Genomic DNA, 21,389 nt, shown 5'->3' with positions numbered 1-21,389 from the left:
ATCCTTTCGCCGATCAGCCGCGTCAGGAACTCGCGCGCCTCCTGCAGCGACCAGACGTTGCGCTCGAACAGGTGGTACTCCTGCGGCACGTTGCGTTCGCGGCCGGTGGCGTAGGCCATGAGCAGGTCGTAGAGCGAGGCCTCCCAGAGATTGCGGCGCTCCACCAGCACCGGTTCCGGCTGGCCGCGGGCGTGCACTTGCCGGCCGAGGCGGGGGCGGTTGATGAGCTGCATGGCGGACTTGCGCATGGCTTCGAGCCGCTTCAGCCGGAACTGCAGCAGCGCCGCCATCATCTCGCCCGACGGTTCCTCGTCGCTGGGGGCCTGCGGCACCATCAGCCGGCTCTTGAGGTAGGCTAGCCAGGCGGCCATCACCAGGTAATCGGCGGCGATCTCGATGCGCTTTTCGCGCACCGTCTCGATGAAGCCGAGATATTGCTCGGCGAGGGCCAGGACCGAGATGCGGGAAAGATCGACCTTCTGTCGGCGGGCCAGATCGAGGAGCAGGTCGAGCGGGCCTTCGTAGCCGGCGACGTCGACATACATCACTTCGTCGTCGCGCGGCGCATCCGGCGTCGCGAACCAGTCCGAGGATGTGTCGCTCATGTAGTCGCCTGCCCGCTCAGCTTGAGGGACCTTGGTCCTTAACCGAGACGGGCGTCAAGGAACAGCAGGCGGCGATCAACCGCCAATCGGCACGCAATCGACGCCGTTGGCCTTGAGGCTGGCGCAGGTCTGGGTCGCTTCCTGGAAGGATTGGACCGGAAGAACCACGCGGTACCACGTCCCCTTGGCGCCCAAGTCGACCTGACGGACAGCCAGGCTGCGGCCGACCAGCAGGTTGGCGAGCCGGGTCTGCGTGGTGCGGAGCGAGGCCTGCGCGTCACCTTCGGTCGGCTGCGAGCTGAGCTGCACGTAGGGACCGCTGCCGCTGGCGACCGACGCCGTCGGCTGCGCGGCGGGGGCTTCGACCTGGGCCGCAGGGGCCGCGACGAGGTCGACCGGCTGGGTCGGTTCGACGGCAGCCACCCGCTGGTTGGCGCCGCCGCCGAGGACGGAGCGATCAGCCGGGCGGGCGACCGGAATCGGGGCGACGATACTCGGATCGACCGTCGGCGCGGGGCCGGCAGCAGTCGGAGCAAGGGCGGAGAGCTGAGTGCTGTCGGTTGCCGGGGCTTCGGTGCTGATCGCGTCGCCGATCGGATCGGCAGTGGCGGCATCCGGCACGGCGGCGAGCAGCTCGGAGGGCTGGACGTCGGCACCCGGCAGGTCCGGCACGGCCGGACGATCGACGGGCAGTGCCTCGTTGCCGGCGACGGCTTCATCGCCGGAGACGATAGTGCCATCCGGGCGCACGGTCACGGTGCGAACCTTGCGGTTGGCGAGTTCGCTCTCGCTCGCCGCATCGTCGCCTTCGCCCACGGTGCGGGCAACGTCGGCGACGCTGGTCTCGGCAGTATCGTCGCGCGAGACGAGCTGTTCGTTGGCGGTCGCGGCTGCGGCGTTGCCGTCGAGCTCGTTGAACACAACCGAGCCCTGCTGGGTGGCAGGCGCGGCGGCAGCCGGCGGGGTTTGCTTGACCGGCGTGGCATCGGCCTGCAGCACCGGCGCATCGGCATCGGTGCCGCGGCCCATGCCGAGCACCCAATAGAGGCCGAAGCCGGCGGCGAGCAGGAGCGTGCCCGCTACGGCCATGCCGACATACTGGCGCAGGCCGCCCGGGCGGCGCTCGGGCTTGGCCTTGACGCGCTTGTAGGGGCTCTGCTCGGCGGCCATGCCGTCGACGCGGCCAATTTCGGCACCGCTCGCGGCGGCGGCTGCGAGAATCGCGGCCTCGGCGGAGGGAACCTGCGGCTCGGTGTCCTTGAGGGCGGCGCGCCGGGGCGCAAAGCCGGTGGTGAGCGGCGGGACTATCGGCGCGGCCTGCGGCGCGGGTTGCACCGGCGCCGGCTTCTCGCTGGTGAGCTCGACGCGAACGGCTTCGCCGATCAGGCTCTCGATCTCATCCATCGGATCGCGCTCAGCCGAGGGCTGCGGCTTGGGGGCCGGAACCTTGCTGGTCGGGCCGAACACCGGGGCGACGCCGAAGCGATCCTCGGGCCGGGGCGCGGGCTGCACAGGCGCCATGGAAGCGGGCGTGCGCAGCGGCATGCTGGCTGCCGGGCGCGGGGCGGAAACGCTGCTGCTCGGCAACGGGAACGGGCGGGCTGCCGGCTGCACCGGCACGGGCCGTGGTGCCGGCTCTTCCGATACGACCTCGGCCTCGATGGAATCGAGGTCGGCAGCGATCAGGTCGGCGATCGGATCGGAGGAAGGCTGCAGCCTTGCCGCGGGGACCGGTGCCGCAGGTGCGGCAACCCGGGCCTGGGGGCGCGGCTCGGGCGCGGCGATGGGGGTGGGCGGCTCCGTGCCGAAGCCGAAATCGAAATCGAAACTGTCGCCGGGCGACGAGGCCTGGGCCGCGGCGACCATCGGCGGCGCAACGACAGCGGCGACCGGAGCGGCGGGCCGCGGCGCTGCAATGATCGGCTCGAGGCGCGGGGCCGGCGCCGAGGACTGCGGTGCAGGCCGGAACTCGACGTCGACGGCGGGCTCGAACCCGGCCTCGAGTTCGGCCAGGGGATCGGCATGCGGAGCATCCGCGGGGGGCGGGGTTTCCACCACCACGGCACGAACCGGCACGGGCCTGGGAATCTCGCGATCCTGCCAGTTGGACATCGGCTCGGGCCTGAAACTGGTGGAAGCCGGCGGGAGCGTACCGAAATCGAACGACGCGGCGGGCTTGGCCTCCACCGGCGCGGGAGGCGTAATTACCGGAGCAGGTGTCGCGGCAGCAGGAGCGGGACTGGGTCCGAACGGCTGGTCCATCCCCGGGATGCGCAGGACGGGCGCGGCACTCGCCGGACGGCTACTGGCCTGCGGCACGGGAGAGTTGACAGCCGCGGCCGGCGCGGCGGGGGCGTCCATGCCCGGGATACGGATCGAAACAGGCCCCTGCCCTTCGGGCCTCGGGGTCTCGGGCAGCGTGACCAGCCTGGGCGCGGGCTTGGCCTCCGGCTCGGCGCCCTGAGCACTGCTGGCCATCAGCTTGGCCAGTTCGGCGATCAGGTCGTCGGATTTATCCTGGCCATCAGCCATCTGTTTCGGTCTCGCTGTCATTGAATGCAGCGCCCCTTGAATTTGTGGTCATGGTGCTCGCGTTGACCCCCGTCGAGCAAGCCGGCCACTCTACCAACCAATGCGCCCGAATTATGAAAGCTCCTCCGGGGCAGAGACACCTAGCAGAGTCAAGCCGTTAACAAGCACCTGACGCACGGCGCCGACCAAGGCGAGTCGGGCCGTGGTCAGCATTGAATCATCGGCGTTAACAAAGCGTAAGGCAACATCTTGATTGCCCTTCGCCCAAAAGCCGTGGAAGGCGCTGGCGAGCTCATAGAGGTAGAAGGCGACGCGGTGCGGTTCATGCGCGCTGGCAGCCGACGCGACGATGCGCGGCCACTGCGCCAGCGCCTTGATCAGCTCCAGATCGGCCTCGCTCGAGAGCAGCGAAATGTCGGCGGCCGCGAGGGCCGAGGCGGACGTGTCGAGCCCCGGCATCTCCTCGGCGACCTTGCGGAACACCGAGTAGGTCCGGGCGTGCGCGTACTGCACGTAGAACACCGGGTTGTCGCGGGTCTGCTCCTTGACCACGGCGAAGTCGAAATCCATCGCCGCATCGTTCCGCCGGTACAGCAGCATGAAGCGCGTGGCGTCGGAGCCGACTTCGTCGACGACGTCTGAGAGCAGGACGAGGTCGCCGGAGCGTTTGCTCATCTTGAACGGCTCGCCGTTCTTCATCAGCCGCACCAGCTGGCAGATGCGCACGTCGATATCCGCCTCCCCATGCGAGACGGCCTTCACGGCGGCCTTGAGCCGCGAGACATAGCCCGAGTGGTCGGCGCCCAGCACGTTGACCATGTGGTTGAAGCCACGCAGGTATTTGTTGCGGTGGTAGGCGATGTCGGCGGCGAAATAGGTGTAGGCGCCGTTGGACTTGACCAGCGGGCGATCGACGTCGTCGCCGTAGTTGGTGGCGCGGAACAGCGTCTGCTCGCGATCTTCCCAGTCCTCGGGGGTCTTGCCCTTGGGGGGCTCGAGCCGGCCCTGGTAGATCATGTCCTCGGCCCGCAGCCATTCGAGCGTGAGGTCGATATCGCCACCCTGCCCGTGCAGTTGCCGCTCCGAGAAGAACACGTCGTGGTGGATGTTGAGCTTGGCGAGATCAGACCGGATCAGGTCCATCATCGCTGCCAACACCCGGTCCTTGACGAGGGAGAGCGCCTCCGCCTCCGGCTTTTCCAGCAGCGAGCTGCCGAACTCGGCCTTCAGCGCCTCGCCGACCGGGACCAGGTAGTCGCCGGGATAGAAGCCGGGCGGGATCTCGATGGTTTCGCCCAGCGCCTCGCGATAGCGCAGCATGGTCGAGCGGGCGAGCGTATCTATCTGGCTGCCGGCGTCGTTGATGTAGTATTCCCGCGTCACGTCGTAGCCGGAATAGGCCATGAGCGAGGCCAGCGCGTCGCCGAACACCGCGCCCCGAGTATGGCCGACATGCATCGGGCCGGTCGGGTTGGCCGAGACGTACTCGACATTGACGCGCTCACCCATTCCGACATTGGAGCGACCGAAGTCACCGCCCTGGGCGGCGATCGACTTCAGCACCTCGTGCCAGACCGGAGTGGCGAGCCGGAAGTTGATGAAGCCGGGGCCGGCGACTTCGACCGAAGTGACATCGGCGTCCGCTTTGAAGAGATCTGCCAGCGCCGAAGCAACGTCGCGCGGGTTCTTGCCGAGCGGCTTCGCCACCACCATCGCGGCGTTGGTCGAGAGATCGCCATGCGCGGCATCTCGCGGCGGCTCGACCACGATGCGCGACAAGGCTTCCTCGGTGATCGAGGGATAGAGCCCCTTGAGGGCGTCGGCGACACGGGCGGCAAACAGCGCGAAGACGTTCATGGCAGTACCTTTGGAAGGGACTGAGCCCCTACCCTATGTGGCTTTGACCGTCAAACAGGCGGGCATGCTGCTCCAGCGCGTAGGGATCGGTCATGCCGGCAATGAAGTCGGCGACGACACGGGCGCGGGTCCCGCGATCCGGGGCGCGGCGGGCGGCCTCGCCCCAGCGGCCGGGCATGGCTCCGGTGACGAGGTAGTGGTCGAACAGCATCGAGACGACCGTCTGGCTGCGGCGGACCGGCACCATCACTTCCTCGCTGCGATAGACGTGGTCGAAGAGGAAGCGCTTCAGCCCCTGCTCCGCTTCGTGGACGGGCCGGGAGAAGCGGATCAAGGTGCGGCCGGCATTGCGGACATCGTCGGCCGACTGCGGCGCCACCTCCGCGATGGCGCGGCCGCTCTCGGTGATGACGTCCTCGATCTGGGCGGTGATCAGACGACGCTGTATCTCGTGGGCCTGGCGGCTGCGCTCGATATCGGGCCAGCGTTCGAGCACGTCGCGGGCGAAGCGACCGACAAGCGGCACCTCGACCAGATCGGGCAATTTGATCAGGCCGGCGCGGAGCGCATCGTCGATGTCGTGGGAGTTGTAGGCGATGTCGTCGGCGATGGCGGCGGACTGGGCCTCGAGGCTGGCGTGGCTCCAGGTCATCAGGTCGGCGCTGGCGGGGATATCGCCGAGGCCGGGCGGCAGCGGGCGGTCCGGCCGGAGAGCTCGGCCATGGCGGTCGGTGAGCGGCCCATTGTGCTTGAGGATGCCCTCGAGCGCCTCCCAGCTGAGGTTGAGCCCGTCGTGCTCGGCATAGCGGTTCTCGAGCCGGGTGACGACGCGGATCGCCTGCATGTTGTGGTCGAACCCGCCCCACTCGGCCATCTTGTCGTGCAGCACGCGCTCGCCGGCGTGGCCGAACGGGGTGTGGCCGAGATCGTGTGCCAGGGCCACGGCCTCGGCGAGATCCTCGTCCAGTGCCAGCGCCCGGGCGATCGAGCGGGCCATCTGGCTGACTTCGAGCGTATGGGTCAGGCGGGTGCGGAAATGCTGGCCTTCGTGGTGGAGGAACACCTGGGTCTTGTGCTGCAGGCGGCGGAAGGCAGCGGAGTGGATGATGCGGTCGCGATCGCGCTGGAATTCGGAGCGGGTGGGGCTCGATCCAGGCGCGAACAGGCGGCCGCGGCTCTGCGATGGATCGGAGGCATAGATGGCGCGTTCACCCATTATGCGGCCAAGACCCTTTTCATCGTCGCCTAACGATATTAGATTTGGTTTCCAGCGCTGCCCTTGATGGGCGGCCGAAAGGTATCCGATGTCCGAAGCTGCTCTAGCACCGAACAATGTCGTTTTGACAGACCGCGCCGCCAAGAAGATCGGCCGCATCCTCGCCAAGCAGGGCGAAGGCACGGTGCTGCGTATCGTGGTGGCGGGCGGGGGCTGTTCGGGCTTCCAGTACGAGTACAAGCTGGTGAAGGAATCGCCGGCCAACGACGACCTGGTGCTGGCCAAGGACAGCGCCACCGTGCTGATCGATGCGCTGAGCCTCGAGTTCATGGGCGGGGCCGAGATCGACTATGTCGACGACCTGATCGGCCAGAGCTTCCAGATCAGGAATCCCAACGCCGTCGCTGGCTGCGGTTGCGGCACCAGTTTCGCCGTCGCCTGAACCTTCGTCTGCCTTGCCCCGTTGATCTCCTCTCGTTAGCGTCCGCGCCCGATTGAGGAGACAGACTATGGACTTGGCTGGCCGGATCGACGCCGTCGTCGAGGGCGCAATCGCGAACAACAAGATCGTCGGATCCGTGACGCTGGTGAAGCGCCACGGCGAACTCGTCTATGCACAGGCCGCAGGCTGGTTCGACCGCGAGGCGCAGGTGCCGATGCGGCGTGATGCGATCTTCCGGCTTGCGTCGGTGACCAAGCCGATCGTCGCGGCGACAGCGCTGGCGATGATCGAGCGGCGCCTGATCGGGCTCGACAACGCGGTGAGCGACCACCTGCCCTATTTCCGGCCGAAGCTGAAGGATGGACGCGAGGCGCGCATCCTGGTGCGGCACCTGCTGAGCCATACGTCGGGGCTGGGCTACCGCTACAGCAACCCCGAGATCACCACCGGACTGCAGCAGACCGAACTCGACCACGAGGGCAACCTGACGCTGATCGCCGAGGAGCCGCTGCTGTTCGAGCCGGGGACCGGCTGGGAGTACGGCGTCAATATCGACGTGCTCGGTGCGATCATCGCCAAGATCCACGGCGGAACCCTCGGCGAGGCGGTTGGGCACTACATCACCGGGCCGCTGGGGATGAAGGACACCGGCTTTGCCGTCACCGATCTAGAACGGCTCGCGGTGCCCTATGCGGACGGTCCGCCGGGACTGCGCCGGATGGCCGACCCGGACGTGGTGATCAACCCGCTCGGCGAGGAGACGAAGTTCTCGCCGTCGCGCATCTTCAACAGGAAGGCGTTCCAGTCAGGCGGGGCCGGAATGGTGGGTGCGCCGGACGACCTCCTGACATTCTTCGAGACTATCAGGATCGGCGGCGGCGACGTGCTGCGGCCCGAGACCGTCGAGATGGCGGCGCAGAACCAGATCGGCGACCTGCCGCGCCGCCCGCAGGACGGGGGCCAGCGCTTCGGTTTCCTGTCGGCGATCGTCGACGATCCGGTGGCGGCAAACAGCCCGGTGGCGCGCGGCACGCTGCGCTGGGGCGGGGTCTACGGGCACGAGTGGTCGGTCGATCCGGCACGCGGGATCACCATCCTGTCGATGACCAACACGCCGTATGAAGGCTGCAACGGGCAGTATCGCTACGACATCCGCGACGCGGTTTACGGCCGGACGGGCGACCGGTAGGCTCCGCCGCTCAACGGGAGTCTCGTCATGCGCATCGCCACCTGGAACATCAACGGCGTCAAGGCTCGGCAGGGGCTTCTTCTCAAGTGGCTGGAGGATGTCTCGCCCGACATTGTCTGCCTCCAGGAGATCAAGTCGGTCGACGAGGCTTTCCCACGGATGGAGATCGAGGCGCTCGGCTACAATGTCGAGACGTTCGGGCAGAAGAGCTGGAACGGCGTCGCGATTCTTTCAAAACACCAGTTCGACGAGGTGACCCGGGGGCTGCCCGGCGACGATGGCGACGAGCAGTCGCGGCTGATCGAGGGGGTGTTCTCGGTGGAGGGCGGCGTGGTGCGGGTGTGCTGCATCTACCTGCCGAACGGCAATCCGGTGGGGACGGACAAGTTCACCTACAAGCTCGGCTGGATGGACCGGCTGCACAGCTTCGTCGAAGACCGGCTAGCGCTCGAGGAGCCGTTTATCCTGCTGGGCGATTACAACATCATCCCGGCGGCGGTGGACGCGAAGAATCCGAAGCAGTGGGTGGGCGACGCGCTGTTCCGGCCCGAGAGCGCCGAGCGCTGGCGGGCGCTGACCAACCTGGGGCTCACCGACGCGGTGCGGGCGGTAACGGACGAGCCGTCCTACACCTTCTGGGACTTCAAGACGTTCGGCTGGGACCGCGACGACGGCATCCGCATCGACCACCTGCTGCTCTCGCCGCAGGCGGCTGACCGGCTCAACGACGTGATCGTGCATCGGGAAGTGCGTGGGATGGAAAAGCCGAGCGACCATGTCCCCGTCGAGGGCGATTTCTCGTTCTAGGTCCGTGGCTTGCCGGCTTATTTTCGTGCGGGGGCCTTGAGTTCCGCTACCTGAACCGGGTCGTGGTTGCGGTCGAGCAAACTGGCGACCACTGCCGTGGCCGCGCCGACCCGTGCGGAGACGTCGTTGACCAGCCCATGGACATCCTTGGGTAGCGTGATGACGACGATGAGAGCGAGAATGATCGGCAGTCGCATGATGAAGGCCCAAACGGGGGAATTGCCCGATGGTTGCCATGTCGCGGCTGAATTGATGCTGAACGGAATGCCCAGGGAGAGCGCTCAATGTCTCCCCTCCGCAATGTCATCCCTGCGGCAGCAGGGACGATCTATCAGCCGGCGCAAGGGATGGTTGGTCCCGGCCTTCGCTGGCATGACATCCAGTCTTGGGAAGCGCCTGTTGTCGCTGCCTACAGTCCGCCGAAGCGGGAGCCGAGCGAGTCCGCGAGTTCGACGGCCTGCTTGCGCTGTTCCGGGGTCGCGATCGACATGGCGTTGGTCAGCAGGGCGCCGATCCAGGCTTCGTCGGCTGTGCCGGCGGCGCGGCGGGAGGCAACGGTGAGCCACATCAGGCCCTCGATCGGATCGGCCTCGATGCCCTGGCCGTTGAACAGCATGCTGCCGAGCTTGGCCTGGGCCCCGGCATGGCCCTTACGGGCCGCGAGGTTGAGCCAGCGGGCGCTCTGCAGCGGATTGTCACCGAGTTCGGAGTCGTCGAGATAGAGCTCGCCGACCTTGTACTGCGCATCGGCGTCGCCGAAGTAGGACGCGGCGTGCATGATCAGCTTGTTGGAATAGGCTTCGTTCTTGGGGATGCCCGCTTCCGGCAGGCCGGTGCGATAGTACTCGCCAATCTTCAGGAACGACTGCGCGACGATGTCGGCTTCGACCCCCTTGGGGGCGGTGTCGGCGTGCTCGTCGGCGATCTGGCTGAAATAGCCGAAGGCCTTGACCGGGTCCTTGTCGACGCCTTCACCGCTCTCGTACATGAGGCCGAGCTGGAACAGCGCCATCGGCTGGCCGGCGAGGGCCGCATCCTCGAGCGCCGCAACCAGGTCGGCGCTGGAGATGCCGCCGCCGGCGCCGTCGAGCTGGTTGGCCATGGCAAGCGCCGCATCGGCGGCCGTCTCCGGCGCCGCCGGCAGCGACGGCAGCACGCCAGTCACCTGAGCCGTCGCCGGGTTGGCCACGCCCGCGAATGCGAGCGCGGCCCAAAACGCAACGGAGACAAGGGCTCCTGCCCTAAATATCCGCATACTGCTCCTTCTCGCCCTTGGCTCCGGGGTTGGTCAGCGCGCCGAAACGCGCCGGCCCCACCAGTTGGGCATATTTCCAGATCGCGCCCGACCCATACTCGGTCTCGCGCGGAGCCCAGCTTGTCTTGCGCCGGGCAAACTCTTCTTCGGACACGTTGACCGAGATTTCCCCGGTCGAAGCGTCCAGCGTGATGATGTCGCCATCCTGAACGTGGGCGATCGGGCCGCCGATTGCGGCCTCAGGGCCGACATGGCCGATGCAGAAGCCGCGGGTGGCGCCGGAGAACCGGCCGTCGGTGATGAGCGCAACCTTGTCGCCCATGCCCTGGCCGTAGAGCGCCGCCGTGGTCGACAGCATCTCGCGCATGCCGGGGCCGCCCTTGGGGCCTTCGTAACGGATGACGAGCACGTCGCCTTCCTTGTAAGTCCGCTTCTCCACCGCCTCGAAGCAATCCTCTTCGCGGTCAAAGACGCGCGCCGGGCCGACGAAACGCAAGTTCTTCAGGCCAGCAACCTTAACAATCGCGCCATCTGGTGCGAGGTTGCCACGCAGCGAGACGACGCCGCCGGTCGGGGAGATCGGGTTGGCGGTGGTGCGGATGACGTCCTGCTGGTCGTTCCACTTCACCTTGGAGAGGTTCTCGGCGACGGTCTTGCCGGTGACGGTCATGCAGTCGCCGTGGAGGTACCCGCCGTCAAGCAGGGCCTTCATCACCAGCGGGATACCGCCGGCTTCGAACAGGTCCTTGGCGACGTATTTCCCGCCCGGCTTCAGGTCGCCGATATAGGGGGTCTTCTTGAAGATCTCGCCGACGTCGAACAGGTCGAAGTCGATGCCCGCTTCGTGCGCCATGGCCGGCAGATGCAGCGCGGCATTGGTCGAGCCACCGGTGGCGGCGACGGTCATCGCGGCGTTCTCGAACGCCTCGCGGGTGACGATCTGGCGCGGGCGGAGCTGCACCTTCAGCAGCTCCATCACCTGCTCGCCGGCGGCGGCGCAGAGCGCGTCACGGATTTCGTAGGGGGCCGGGGCGCCGCAGCTATAGGGCAGCGCGAGGCCGATGGCCTCGGCGACCATGGCCATGGTGTTGGCAGTGTACTGGCCGCCGCACGAGCCGGCGGAGGGGCAGGCAACGCGCTCGAGCTCGTCGAGCGTCTCGTCGTCCATCTTGCCGACCGAGTGGAGGCCGACCGCCTCGAACAGGTCCTGGACGACGACGTCGCGGCCGCGGAAGCGGCCCGGGAGGATGGAGCCGCCATAGATGAAGATCGAGGGCACGTTGAGCCGGATCATCGCCATCATCATGCCGGGCAGCGACTTGTCGCAGCCGGCCATGGCGACCAGCGCGTCATAGGAATGGCCGCGCATGGTGAGCTCGACCGAGTCGGCGATGACGTCGCGGCTGGCGAGCGAGGTTTTCATGCCGGCATGGCCCATGGCGATGCCGTCGGTGACGGTGATGGTGGTGAATTCGCGCGCCGTGCCATGGTTGGCGGCGACGCCCTTCTTCACGGCCTGGGCCTGGCGTTGCAGCGAGATATTGCAGGGAGCGGCCTCGTTCCAGGCCGTCGCCACGCCGATCAGCGGCTGGTGGATCTGCTCGGTCGTCAGCCCCATGGCATAGAGGTACGAGCGATGCGGAGCGCGCTCCGGACCCTCTGTCACATGCCTCGAAGGAAGGCGCGATTTGTCGACGTAGTTGGATGCCATGTTCTCGTCCTGCTTGTCCGGCCGGAAACGTCCGGCGCCCCTCAAAAGGCGCCGTTTATGATCTTCGGCCCAACAAGGCACAAGGGCGAGAAGCACACGAATGGTTCGGTGCGGAAGCAAATGGCATCCACATTCGTTGCGGCCCGTCCAGGTTTGTCCTCTGCTTCTTTTAGGGTCAGAATGTGGCGACGATCCTCTGCAAAACGTTGCCCGGCGGGGGTGGTGAACGGGATTCAAAGGTGCTGTTGCAAAAACATCACTGGGGCTTCATGGGGCGCTCAGGATGCGCGCGTTGGACGCGGGTTTTTGGGGGTGCTCTTCCCCGGGAGTTGGGCGGTGGGGCTCGCCTTGCCACTCGATGTCGTCCCTGCGGAAGCGGGGACCCAACTCTGGGCTGGCGGGGACCGAGAATCCGAGCTTCCGCTGGATGACGCCGAGGTTGATGGAGGCGTGCAAGCGCTTCCGACAGCCATGGGCTTCGGGGAGTTCGACGAGGTAACCGTGGCTGTGGCTACCCCCCTTGATCCTGCAAAGGGTGGAAGACGTACGAGCCGAGGGCCTCGTCAGCTCAGCCGCGACAGCGCCTCGATGAGGCGGGCGCGACGGTCCTCCGCCTCGGCGCGGCGGGTGCGCTGTTCCTCGATGACCTCTTCGGCGGCCTTGGCGAGGAATTGCTCGTTGCCGAGCTTCTTGTCGATCTTGTCGATCTCGACGGTTTCCTTGGCGATGTCGCGCTTCAGCCTGGTGCGCTCTGCATCGAGGTCGATGACACCGGCAAGCGGCAGGACGAACGTGGCTTCTCCGAGGATCAGCTGGGCTGAGTCGCGCGGCACGTCCGAGGTGTAGTCGACACTGTCGAGGCGGGCGAGGCGGGTCAGCGCGCTGAGATTGGCTTCGACCCGGGTGCCGGTGACGTCCCCTGCCCCGACGACCAGCAGCTTGATCTTGGCGCCGGCGGGCACGTTCATTTCCTGGCGGACCGAGCGGATGCCGGAAATGAGGGCCACGAGCCAGTCGAGCTCTGCCTGCGCCTCGGTATCCTCAAATCCCTTGAGGTCGGGCCACTCGGAGATGATCAGCAGCTTTTCGCGAGCAGGCCCGGTCTTGCCGGTCTCGGCCCACAGCTCTTCGGTGACGAAGGGCATGAACGGGTGGAGGAGTTTGAGGATCTGGTCGAGGACGAAAGCGGCGGTCGCCTGGGTCTCGGCCTTGGCGGCTTCGTCGTCGCCGGTGAAGACGGGCTTCGCCAGCTCGATGTACCAGTCGCAGAACGTGCCCCAGACGAAATCGTAGGCGGCGTTGGCGGCTTCGTTGAACTTGTAGTCGTCGAGCGCGGCGGTGACGGTGGCGACGGCGCGGGCGGTCGAGCCGACGATCCAGCGGTTGAGGGCGAGCGTATTGGCCCTGGGGTCGAACGCCTCGACGCGGGTGCAGCCGTTCATCTCTAGGAAGCGCGCAGCGTTCCAGAGCTTGGTGACGAAGTTGCGGTAGCCCTCGACGCGGGCGATGGCGAGGCGCATGTCGCGGCCCTGCGCGGCCATGGCGGCCAGCGTGAAGCGCGTGGCGTCGGCGCCGTACTCGTCGACCAGCTCGAGCGGGTCGATGACGTTGCCCTTGGTCTTGCTCATCTTCTGGCCCTTCTCGTCGCGGACCAGGGCGTGCATGTAGACGGTGTGGAAGGGCTCCGTGCCGGTGAACTCGAGCCCCATCATCATCATCCGGGCGACCCAGAAGAAGATGATGTCGAAGCCGGTGACTAGGACGTCGGTCGGGTAGTATTTTGCCAGCTCGGGGGTCTGGTGCGGCCAGCCCATGGTCGAGAACGGCCAGAGGGCCGACGAGAACCAGGTATCGAGCACGTCTTCGTCGCGGTGCAGCGGGACCTTGCTGTCGCTCAGTTCGGCGAACGGGTCCTTGTGCTTGCGCATGCTCCAGGTGTCGGCATTCATCCGGTCGCGCTGGGCGGTCTCGAAGGTGCTGAGCGCCTTGGCGTAGTCCGGGGCGTTCACGCCGGCGGAATAGACCTCGATCTTGCGGTTGCCATAGTAGGACTGGGCGAGCCTGATGGCTTCCGCTTCGGTTTCGGCGACGAAGCATTTCGGGCCGGCGTCGCGGTTGTTGAAGTCCGGGTCGGTGTTGAGGCGCGGGCCGTACCAGGCCGGGATCTGGTGGCCCCACCAGAGCTGGCGCGAGATGCACCAGGGTTTGATGTTCTCCATCCAGGCGTAATAGGTGTTCTCGTAGGCCTTGGGGACGAACTTCGTCCGCCCCTCCTTGACCGAGGCGAGCGCCGGCCGGGCGAGGACCTCGGCGTTGACGAACCATTGGTCGGTGAGGAACGGCTCGATGACGACGACTTTCGATTTCTCGTCGTAGGGCACCATGATCTTCTTGTCGTCGACCCAGACGAGGACGCTCAGCGCCTCGAGCTCGGAGATGATCCGGTCGCGGGCTTCGAACCGGTCGAGCCCGCGATATTCCGCCGGGACCGTGTTGTTGAGCCTGGCGGTCGTGGTGAAGATGTTGATCGGCTTCAGGCCATGGCGCTGGCCGACTTCGAAATCGTTGAAATCGTGCGCCGGGGTGATCTTCACCGCGCCTGAGCCGAGCTCGGGATCGGCGTACTCGTCCGCGATGATCGGGATGCGGCGGCCGACGATGGGCAGGATGACATGCTTGCCGACGAGGTGTTTGTAGCGCTCGTCGTCGGGGTGAACGGCGACCGCGACGTCGCCGAGCATGGTCTCGGGACGGGTGGTGGCGACGGTGATGGTCTCCTCGCTCCCCTCGATGGGGTAGCGCAGGTGCCACATCTTGCCGTTGGTCTCGATGTTCTCGACCTCGAGGTCGGAGATCGCGGTTTCGAGGCCGGGGTGCCAGTTGACCAGCCGCTTGGCGCGATAGATCAGGCCCTTTTCGTAGAGCGTGACGAAGACCTTGCGGACGGCCTCGCTGAGGCCCTCGTCCATCGTGAAGCGCTCGCGCGACCAGTCGGCGGAGGCGCCGAGGCGGCGGAGCTGGTTGAGGATGGTGCCGCCCGATTCGGCCTTCCACTCCCAGACGCGCTCGAGGAACTTTTCACGGCCCATCTCGCGGCGGCCGGGCTGCTGGCGCTCGGCGAGCTGGCGCTCGACGATCATCTGGGTGGCGATGCCGGCGTGGTCGGTGCCGGGCTGCCAGAGCACATCCTTGCCGCGCATGCGCTCGAAGCGGATCAGGATGTCCTGGATGGTGTTGTTCAGCGCGTGCCCGATGTGCAGCGAGCCCGTGACGTTGGGCGGCGGGATGACGATCGAGAAGGTCTCGGCGCCGGGCTTGGCCCCTGCCCCGGCCTTGAAGGCGCCGGCCTCCTGCCACCCCTCGTAGATGCGGGTCTCGACGGCGGCCGGATCGTAGGTCTTCTCAAGCATCTATGGTTTCCAACGGCAACAGCCCGCCGCAACGCACGAAAAGTGCCGGACGGGCCCCAGAACTCAGTGGGTAGGTCTAAAGCAAAGGCGGGAGGACAAAGTCAACACAAAGCCATGTGGTGACGATGAGTGGGAGGGTGCAAGGGGGGACCAAGCACACCGATGGCAAGCCAAGCCACCGGGTCATTCCCGCCAAGGCGGAACCTCCGCTTGCGGGGTTCGCGGCGAGAAAGAAAACCGAGGTTCCCGCCTACGCGGGAATGACCCCGCGTTCGTTTCCCCTAGGCAGCCTTACTTCCCGCCGCGCGAGACCCGGGCGATTTCCTTTTCGACCATCCGCTCGACGACCGACGGGAGGTTCTCGTCCAGCCATTCCTTCAGCATCGGGCGGAGCATTTCGCGCATCATCTGTTCGATGGTGACGCCGCTGCCGACGCTCGACAGGCCGGAGAGCTTGGCGAAGGTGCTCTTGACCGCCGACTGGGTGGCGGGCTCGAGCAGTTGCTCGGCCAGATCGGAGGAGAGCGAGGGATCGGGCATGGGGGCTGCCACCGCCACCGAAGCGGCGGGGCGCGGCGCCGGGCGCTCGTAAGCCGGCATGGCCATACGCGGCGGCGGCGCGAATACCGGGGCCGGCTCTTCCTCCGGCTCGAACGAAATATCGTCGGGATCGACGAGGGTGGCGTCGAGGTCGGGCGCGGGACCGGCGCCACCGAGCAGTTCGGAGAAGCTGAGGCCGGGCTTGGCCTCGTCCTCGGCAGCGGTGTCGCGCAGGATCTGCTCGGGCGACAGAGCCAGCGGCTCGGGCTCCGGCTCGGGTACGCGCAGCGGCGTCGGTGGAGGCACGAAGCTGCGGGCGGGCGGCGGGGCCGGCATGGCTGGCTTCTTCGGCGCCGCCCCGGCGTCGTCATCGGCGATGATCTGTCGGATCGACGACAGGATCTCGTCCATCGAGGGCTCTTTGGGCGCCGGCTTGTTCATAACTGCCTCACTTTACCCGCCAGATACGCGGCCGCACATTTTCGCAGGTTCGGCGCAACAACCGAATCGGCTGCCCTTAATCTAGTGCAAGCGATGGCGGTTTGTGTATCGGCGGCACACAAGCGGTTGCGTCTTCCCCCAGGGATTTCCGGGGGAAGACCAATGCGAGGAGCTTGACCTAAACGGTCAGCGCGGCGCGGTTGCGGAAAACCGTGAAGACGAAGACCGCCATGGCGAGGATGGTGAGGATGGAGGCGATCTGCGCCAGCCACTCGCCCTGTCCCGTCGTCGCCAGCGCGATGCCCGCCCCCATGCTCAGGGCACCGACCAGCGCCAGCCAGAAATGCGCCAGCGCCAGGCGCGTCTGCGCCGCTGCCGGCACCAACTTGTAGTACACCCCGTAGATCACCATCGTGACGAAGCCGATCAGGTTGTTGTGCGCATGCGCAGGAGCCAGCGTGTGGTCCTGCGAAATGGCCATCTGGATGCCCCATGCCATGCCGAAGAGCGCAAACAGGACGCCGACGGCGATGAACCAGAATGGTAGTGCTTTCATTTCTTTCCCCCTCTTCGCGGCCCGCCCCTTGCGGGTTCCGCGTACAGAAAAGCCGCGACGCGAGAATCGCGTCACAGCTCGCTTCGGAGGGTATGCCGAGGCCGGGGCCGGGGTCTACAGATGCCCCTGCCCGACCACAATCAGTGCTCGTCGATGGCGCGGAGTTCGGCCCAGACGTCCTCGATGGTCGCGACGTAGCCGTCGGCCGAGTGCACGGGAACGTTGAGGCCAAGCACTTCGGGCGAGAGCTTGCCGGCCGAGGAGAGCAGCGCGAAGGCCGCGATCATCTTGGTGGCGCGCGCGGTGATCAGCACGATCTGGGCGGTGGTCAGCTCGGACTGGGCGTTGAGCACGTCGAGCGTCGTCGCCTGGCCCACGTCGCGCTCCTGAATGGTGCCCTCGACAACCAGCTGGCTCGAATCCACCGCGGACTGCGCCGAGGTGATCTGCGAGGTGGCGTTCTGCAGCGTCGCCCAGGCGGAAATCACCGATTCCCTGATCTGGTCGCGGGCCGATAGCGCGTCGACCTCGCTCTGGATCTGCTCGATATTGGCCTGCCTGAGGCCTGCGCCCAGAGCGCCGCCCGAGTAGATCGGGATCGAGAGCGTCAGCCGAGCCGAGCCGGAAATTCCGGGGGTGGTGCCGAAACAGCCGATGCCGCAGAGCGAACCGATGAGATTGAGTGTCGGGCCAAATGCGGCGCTGGCGGCGTCGGAGCCGGCCTGGGCGACGCGAATGGCGGCGCGGGCCGAGAGCAGCACCGGATGCCGTTCCTCCGCTGAGGTCACGGCGCTTTCGATAGACGTCGGCAGCGACTTGCCGAAGTTGAAGGTATAGACCAGGCCCGTCGGCTTGTGGCCAACCCAGCGCTCGTAGCTTGCCTGGCTGGTCTGCAGCGAGGCGATGGCCGAACGGTACTGAGCGACGGCCGCGATCTGGCGCGTCTGCGCCTGCGATACGTCGATCTTGGTCCCTTCGCCGAGGCGCAGGCGATCCTGCGCGGAGCTCACCTGGGCATCGAAAAATGTGATGTTGCTGGCATAAAGGGTGACCAGCTGCGTATCGCGGATGACCCCATAATAGGCCTGCGCCACCGACAGGAGCACGTTCTGCTCGGAGTTCCGCAGCGCATATTTCGACAGTTCGGTCAGCGCCCGGGCCTGCTCGATTTCGGCGTCGGTCTTGAAATTATCGAACAGGGTCTGGGTGTAGTTGAGGCCCGCCGTGTAGCTGAAATCGGTCGTGACCGGCAGGCCACTCTCGGCTGCAAAGGCGCCGGTGACGCTTCCCGAGGCGCTGATGAACGGGCGCTTCGCGGACTTCGCCAAAACGATGTTCTCGGCCGTCGCTTTCACATTAAGAAGCGCCGACATGATGTCGGGATTGTTCAGATAAGCGCTCTCGAGCGCCTGTCGGAGCGACTCGGCCTGTACGGCGGCAGGCAGCATGCTCATTGCGACGGCAAGGGCGCCCGCCCGCATTGCCCTCAGGTAACCCATACTAGACCTCCGACACTCCGCCGACGTTACGCCCGCCACATGGGCCGCACAACCTTACAACTCAAGCCTTGCCAAGCCGTGACGTTTGAAATGTTCGCCGCGTGATGGGCGGGCAACACTGCCAAGCCACGGGTCAGCAAGCACATGCCAGGCCGCGTCAGAACACGAAGGTTTCGTCGCGCGGCGCGGCGGCCAAGGGCGGCAAGCTTGTATTGAACTCGCTGCGGCCGGCGACCTCGCCCCCCGACTTGACGAACACATGCGCGACAGGCTGCCCCCCGGCGCCGATCAGCGCCACGAGGCGACCGCCGTCACGCAGCAACGTGAACAGCGACACCGGCTCGGCATCGAGCGCGCCCTCTACGACGATGACGTCGAAGTGGTCGGTCGGCAGGCCGGCGCCATCGAATGAAGCGACCACGATGGCGGCATTGCCGACGCCCGTGTCTGCGAGATTGGCGCGTGCCTTGCCGGCCAGCGCCTCGTTCGCCTCGAGCCCGGTGACTTCGCTGCCAAGCCGCGCCAGCACGGCGGTTGAGTAACCGGTGCCGCAGCCGACATCGAGGACGCGATCGGGATGGGTGATTTCGGCGAGCTGCACCAGCCTCGCGAAAGGCGCGGGCGCGGCGAGGAAACGGCCGCCGCCCAAGGGATGCGCCACGTCGGCATAGGCGAGGGCCTGGCGGTCAGCCGGCAGGAACCTCTCGCGCTCTACCTCTCCCATGGCCGTGAGGATGCGGTGATCGGTAACGTTGCTGGTGCGCAGCTGGTTATCGACCAGCCTGAGGCGGGCGGTAGCGAAGTCGGCCATGTCGGCTCCCGGTGAAGTGCGAGCGACCCGTCAATAGCCCTGCCCGATGAATGCTTCAAGGACGCCCGAGCGCTGCCCCACCGCAATTGCGTCGCCACCAGAATGCGTAGCCGTTCAGCTTGCGGAAAGATTTGCTCTGCCATAAGAACCCGCCTCGGTGAGGCCACGTGGCGGAGTGGTTACGCAGCGGATTGCAAATCCGTGTATTCCGGTTCGATTCCGGACGTGGCCTCCAACTCTTTTTTCCTTACATATCAACGCGCTACGTGGGATTGTTGCAGGTGCAATTCCGCCCACTATGTTGCATCCGTGTTGCAAGCAACTACCAATGATTCCCAAGGGTTTCCTGACGCCCCCGGCAACTCCACGCGACACGGCCTGCAACATGAAAGCGGGGCCCGGACCGATTCTCGCGGTCCGGGCCCCAACACGGGTGACGATGCTAAGGCGGGTCAGCGACGCTGGCGAACGTCTGGCACCCGCCATCGCCAGGAGGGAGGCGCTAGGCCCCATCGGCGCTCCTCAGTCTCGATGAGGCGCCGGCCCGCCCGCATCAGCGCGGACCCCTTCCGCACGCGGCGGCGGGACAGCCAGATGGCCAAGGCCCGCATCAGAAGAAGTCCTGAGTGTAGCCGTTGAACGTCCCGCCGTGCTGGCGCTGGTCGTAGTGGAACATCACGAAGTTGCCTTGCTGGTGGATGTGCTCAAGGCTGAAGCGCCACACCCCGGGTCGTTCCTTGCACAGCGCCGCGGCGAGCTGCGACGCATGGTATTGGATGAGATCGGCGGCATCCGCCGTGTCCAGGAACGCTTGCAGCTTGTCACCCCTGCTTTCCGGCCTGGGCGCCGAGGGTGACAGCCCAGCCACCGCGACGATCGGCGCTGAGCATGCAACCGCAGCGGCAGCGCCGGCAAATAGCTGTCGACGCTTCATTGCTGCCCCTCCAGTTCCCGAACAGCTTCCGCCAGAACGCGGCGCGCAAACTTGGCAGCGCTCGACTGCTTGTCGGCCTTGATGAGGAGTCGCCGGATGGCGATGGCGAGGTTGAAGATGATGCCTGCGTTGGTCATCAGTGGGCCCACACGTCGTTTGTGGTCCCGCACCCGTGGTCGTCGGTGATGTCATCCAGTGACATGCCGGAGGCCTCGCGATCGCTGTAGATGGTCCCGTCGGGGCCTTGGAGGGGAACGCTGCCGAGATTGTCCTCCTCGTCGCTGCTGCGTGCGGTTAGCCAGCCGCGCCCATCGTCCGATGCATAGTCGGCTTCGGCGTCGCCGTTGACGTGCCCTGCGACGAGGGCGCCATAGCCCTGCCCTACGTCTTCGTGGGCGGTGGTCCAGCCCAGCGAATACTCAAAGTCGTCTCTCTGGTCGCCCTCGTGCATGTCGAGTTCGCCGTCGTGGTTCTCGTCGAGGATATTGCCGCCGTCCTCGTCGACGGCCTCCTCCTCCATGTCACCGCCGCCTTGCGACCAACGCTCCTGCGTTCCCTGCTCTGTTTTCCACCCGCGACACCCCCCCCGGTAAACGAGGGTATCAGGAGCGATCTCGGGCGCGCCTAGAAGTGGCTCGCTGTCGGCGTTGTCAATTTCGAGATCGACCTGGGCGTGGATTTCCAACCCGCCGAGGCTCGACTCGGCGTCGGCGTTGTCCTCAAGGTCGCAATCGCCGTCCATCATGTCGAGGAGGTCCAATAGGGCCGTCACGATGGCAAGGTGGCTCTCAACCCTAGCGCGCACCGCCTGCCGCCACACATGGGGCTCTACGCCGACAGGACAGCCTATCGGGCGAAGTGCGAGCGCTCGGCTCGCGTCTATGCTGATGAAGTTCATGTTTTTCGCTCTTCGGTCTGGCTTCTCACAGCCGCGCCGGTGACAGACCGGCAGCCGGGGAGTGAGAACCTGCCGAAGAGACAGGCCGGACGCTTTTAAGCCCCGCTAAAGGCTCTGGACAGCACGCCCGTCCCCGGCCATAAATGGCCTGGTTGGAGCCGCGCCGCCAAGCGCGTCCATCTGCCCCGAAGGGAGCATTTCACCGCGATGCTTCCTGCCAAGGGAGCGCGACCCCGCCAAGGGTCTACGCGGTTATCTTCGGTCCGGGTTCTCACACCCACGGACATGCTGAACCGCTTCGGTTAACAATTCAAGCACCACGCCCCTCGCCACGGGGGGCGGATGCTCGCCTTCTAGCGGGTGGAAAAGATGACCTTTGGCCTTACTCGATCCCAGGCGATGGAGTTCGCTTGGTCCAAGCCAATGCGGGATTTGGCCGGCATGGTGGGCGTGTCTGATGTGGCGCTCGCGAAGAGCTTGCGGAAAGCTGGCATACCCTTTCCCCCGCGCGGCTACTGGAACAAAGTGGCGGTGGGCAAACCAACAGTTCAGACAAAACTAGACGAAGCCGACTTGGGCACACCTGTCATAGTTTGGCTAAGTGGTGAGCTAGGGAAAGCACGATCACTGATAAGTGGGGAACCGGGCCATGACCCCAACCCGCCCGATCTAGAGGCGCTAACCCA

General features: G+C 66.2%; 18 protein-coding genes and 1 tRNA gene. 4 read left to right on the top strand and 15 right to left on the bottom strand.

Annotated features, from left to right (window positions below; genetic code table 11):
• The 4 genes from JWQ89_RS01565 to JWQ89_RS01550 all read right to left on the bottom strand — a co-directional run.
• Positions 1–605, bottom strand: a 605-nt coding sequence (locus JWQ89_RS01565; RefSeq protein ID WP_299637821.1) for a ScpA family protein, incomplete at its 3' end; no start/stop codon positions are given.
• 75 nt (positions 606–680) lie between these two features.
• On the bottom strand, positions 681–3,137 hold the full coding sequence (locus tag JWQ89_RS01560) for an SPOR domain-containing protein (protein ID WP_299637819.1): 2,457 nt from the start codon (positions 3,135–3,137) through the stop codon (positions 681–683).
• Between the two features lie 111 nt (positions 3,138–3,248).
• A complete protein-coding gene (gene argS, locus JWQ89_RS01555) occupies positions 3,249–4,994 on the bottom strand; it encodes an arginine--tRNA ligase (protein ID WP_299637817.1) in 1,746 nt (581 codons plus the stop codon).
• 28 nt (positions 4,995–5,022) lie between these two features.
• Positions 5,023–6,369 carry a deoxyguanosinetriphosphate triphosphohydrolase gene (locus JWQ89_RS01550; protein WP_299637815.1) on the bottom strand — a complete coding sequence of 449 codons (1,347 nt, stop codon included), beginning with the start codon at positions 6,367–6,369 and terminating at the stop codon, positions 5,023–5,025.
• Here JWQ89_RS01550 and JWQ89_RS01545 point away from each other — a divergent pair.
• From JWQ89_RS01545 to xth, 3 genes are all read left to right on the top strand, one after another.
• The gene (locus tag JWQ89_RS01545; RefSeq protein ID WP_299637813.1) at positions 6,299–6,652 is read left to right on the top strand and encodes an iron-sulfur cluster assembly accessory protein; all 354 of its coding nucleotides are present in this window, start codon (positions 6,299–6,301) and stop codon (positions 6,650–6,652) included. The two genes, JWQ89_RS01550 and JWQ89_RS01545, sit on opposite strands and share 71 nt — an antisense overlap.
• Before the next feature lie 67 nt (positions 6,653–6,719).
• Positions 6,720–7,841: a serine hydrolase domain-containing protein gene (locus JWQ89_RS01540; RefSeq protein WP_299637811.1), complete on the top strand. Its 1,122-nt coding sequence runs from the start codon at positions 6,720–6,722 to the stop codon at positions 7,839–7,841.
• 27 nt (positions 7,842–7,868) lie between these two features.
• Positions 7,869–8,648, top strand: coding sequence for an exodeoxyribonuclease III (gene xth, locus JWQ89_RS01535; RefSeq protein WP_299637809.1), 780 nt, complete (start codon positions 7,869–7,871; stop codon positions 8,646–8,648).
• Positions 8,649–8,665: 17 nt separating this feature from the next.
• Here xth and JWQ89_RS01530 read toward each other — a convergent pair whose 3' ends face one another.
• From JWQ89_RS01530 to JWQ89_RS01495, 8 genes are all read right to left on the bottom strand, one after another.
• Positions 8,666–8,845, bottom strand: a complete 180-nt coding sequence (locus JWQ89_RS01530; protein ID WP_299637807.1) for a hypothetical protein — start codon at positions 8,843–8,845, stop codon at positions 8,666–8,668.
• A gap of 212 nt (positions 8,846–9,057) precedes the next feature.
• Positions 9,058–9,837, bottom strand: a complete 780-nt coding sequence (locus JWQ89_RS01525) for a tetratricopeptide repeat protein (protein ID WP_299637805.1) — start codon at positions 9,835–9,837, stop codon at positions 9,058–9,060.
• 52 nt (positions 9,838–9,889) lie between these two features.
• Positions 9,890–11,614 (bottom strand): dihydroxy-acid dehydratase, encoded by a 1,725-nt coding sequence (gene ilvD / locus JWQ89_RS01520; RefSeq protein ID WP_299637804.1) that lies wholly within the window; start codon positions 11,612–11,614, stop codon positions 9,890–9,892.
• 563 nt (positions 11,615–12,177) lie between these two features.
• Positions 12,178–15,024 (bottom strand): valine--tRNA ligase, encoded by a 2,847-nt coding sequence (locus JWQ89_RS01515; RefSeq protein ID WP_299637802.1) that lies wholly within the window; start codon positions 15,022–15,024, stop codon positions 12,178–12,180.
• Positions 15,025–15,315: 291 nt separating this feature from the next.
• A complete protein-coding gene (locus tag JWQ89_RS01510) occupies positions 15,316–15,975 on the bottom strand; it encodes a DUF2497 domain-containing protein (protein WP_299637800.1) in 660 nt (219 codons plus the stop codon).
• Positions 15,976–16,183: 208 nt separating this feature from the next.
• Positions 16,184–16,561 carry a hypothetical protein gene (locus JWQ89_RS01505; RefSeq protein ID WP_299637799.1) on the bottom strand — a complete coding sequence of 126 codons (378 nt, stop codon included), beginning with the start codon at positions 16,559–16,561 and terminating at the stop codon, positions 16,184–16,186.
• 140 nt (positions 16,562–16,701) lie between these two features.
• Positions 16,702–18,060, bottom strand: a complete 1,359-nt coding sequence (locus tag JWQ89_RS01500) for a TolC family outer membrane protein (RefSeq protein ID WP_299637797.1) — start codon at positions 18,058–18,060, stop codon at positions 16,702–16,704.
• 157 nt (positions 18,061–18,217) lie between these two features.
• A complete protein-coding gene (locus JWQ89_RS01495; RefSeq protein ID WP_299637796.1) occupies positions 18,218–18,871 on the bottom strand; it encodes a protein-L-isoaspartate O-methyltransferase in 654 nt (217 codons plus the stop codon).
• 161 nt (positions 18,872–19,032) lie between these two features.
• Here JWQ89_RS01495 and JWQ89_RS01490 point away from each other — a divergent pair.
• A tRNA-Cys gene (locus JWQ89_RS01490) sits at positions 19,033–19,106 on the top strand.
• Between the two features lie 375 nt (positions 19,107–19,481).
• Here the strand turns inward: JWQ89_RS01490 and JWQ89_RS01485 are convergent.
• Genes JWQ89_RS01485 through JWQ89_RS01475 form a run of 3 tightly spaced genes read right to left on the bottom strand, consistent with a single transcriptional unit; the run spans position 19,482 to position 20,703 of the window.
• The gene (locus JWQ89_RS01485; RefSeq protein ID WP_299637794.1) at positions 19,482–19,805 is read right to left on the bottom strand and encodes a hypothetical protein; all 324 of its coding nucleotides are present in this window, start codon (positions 19,803–19,805) and stop codon (positions 19,482–19,484) included.
• Complete coding sequence (locus JWQ89_RS01480) at positions 19,802–19,942, bottom strand: hypothetical protein (RefSeq protein WP_299637793.1); 141 nt, start codon at positions 19,940–19,942, stop codon at positions 19,802–19,804. Before JWQ89_RS01480 ends, JWQ89_RS01485 begins: the two co-directional genes overlap by 4 nt.
• Positions 19,942–20,703 carry a hypothetical protein gene (locus JWQ89_RS01475; protein ID WP_299637792.1) on the bottom strand — a complete coding sequence of 254 codons (762 nt, stop codon included), beginning with the start codon at positions 20,701–20,703 and terminating at the stop codon, positions 19,942–19,944. The genes JWQ89_RS01480 and JWQ89_RS01475 overlap by 1 nt, the downstream gene beginning before the upstream one ends.
• Between the last annotated feature and the right edge of the window lie 686 nt (positions 20,704–21,389).

The organism is Devosia sp. (assembly GCF_028290645.1).
Classification (GTDB): Bacteria; Pseudomonadota; Alphaproteobacteria; order Rhizobiales; family Devosiaceae; genus Devosia_A.
The sequence above is the reverse complement of the archived record's forward strand: the minus strand, read 5'-3'. Positions and strand labels throughout refer to the sequence as shown.

What these genes read in the sequence shown, in the direction of transcription:
- JWQ89_RS01560 (WP_299637819.1), bottom strand. Translation starts at nt 3,137, where the DNA reads ATGGCTGATGGCCAGGATAAATCCGACGACCTGATCGCCGAACTGGCC.
- argS (WP_299637817.1), bottom strand. Translation starts at nt 4,994, where the DNA reads ATGAACGTCTTCGCGCTGTTTGCCGCCCGTGTCGCCGACGCCCTCAAG.
- JWQ89_RS01545 (WP_299637813.1), top strand. Translation starts at nt 6,299, where the DNA reads ATGTCCGAAGCTGCTCTAGCACCGAACAATGTCGTTTTGACAGACCGC.
- JWQ89_RS01550 (WP_299637815.1), bottom strand. Translation starts at nt 6,369, where the DNA reads ATGCGGCCGATCTTCTTGGCGGCGCGGTCTGTCAAAACGACATTGTTC.
- JWQ89_RS01540 (WP_299637811.1), top strand. Translation starts at nt 6,720, where the DNA reads ATGGACTTGGCTGGCCGGATCGACGCCGTCGTCGAGGGCGCAATCGCG.
- xth (WP_299637809.1), top strand. Translation starts at nt 7,869, where the DNA reads ATGCGCATCGCCACCTGGAACATCAACGGCGTCAAGGCTCGGCAGGGG.
- JWQ89_RS01530 (WP_299637807.1), bottom strand. Translation starts at nt 8,845, where the DNA reads ATGCGACTGCCGATCATTCTCGCTCTCATCGTCGTCATCACGCTACCC.
- ilvD (WP_299637804.1), bottom strand. Translation starts at nt 11,614, where the DNA reads ATGGCATCCAACTACGTCGACAAATCGCGCCTTCCTTCGAGGCATGTG.
- JWQ89_RS01515 (WP_299637802.1), bottom strand. Translation starts at nt 15,024, where the DNA reads ATGCTTGAGAAGACCTACGATCCGGCCGCCGTCGAGACCCGCATCTAC.
- JWQ89_RS01510 (WP_299637800.1), bottom strand. Translation starts at nt 15,975, where the DNA reads ATGGACGAGATCCTGTCGTCGATCCGACAGATCATCGCCGATGACGAC.
- JWQ89_RS01505 (WP_299637799.1), bottom strand. Translation starts at nt 16,561, where the DNA reads ATGAAAGCACTACCATTCTGGTTCATCGCCGTCGGCGTCCTGTTTGCG.
- JWQ89_RS01500 (WP_299637797.1), bottom strand. Translation starts at nt 18,060, where the DNA reads ATGGGTTACCTGAGGGCAATGCGGGCGGGCGCCCTTGCCGTCGCAATG.
- JWQ89_RS01495 (WP_299637796.1), bottom strand. Translation starts at nt 18,871, where the DNA reads ATGGCCGACTTCGCTACCGCCCGCCTCAGGCTGGTCGATAACCAGCTG.
- JWQ89_RS01485 (WP_299637794.1), bottom strand. Translation starts at nt 19,805, where the DNA reads ATGAAGCGTCGACAGCTATTTGCCGGCGCTGCCGCTGCGGTTGCATGC.
- JWQ89_RS01480 (WP_299637793.1), bottom strand. Translation starts at nt 19,942, where the DNA reads ATGACCAACGCAGGCATCATCTTCAACCTCGCCATCGCCATCCGGCGA.
- JWQ89_RS01475 (WP_299637792.1), bottom strand. Translation starts at nt 20,703, where the DNA reads ATGAACTTCATCAGCATAGACGCGAGCCGAGCGCTCGCACTTCGCCCG.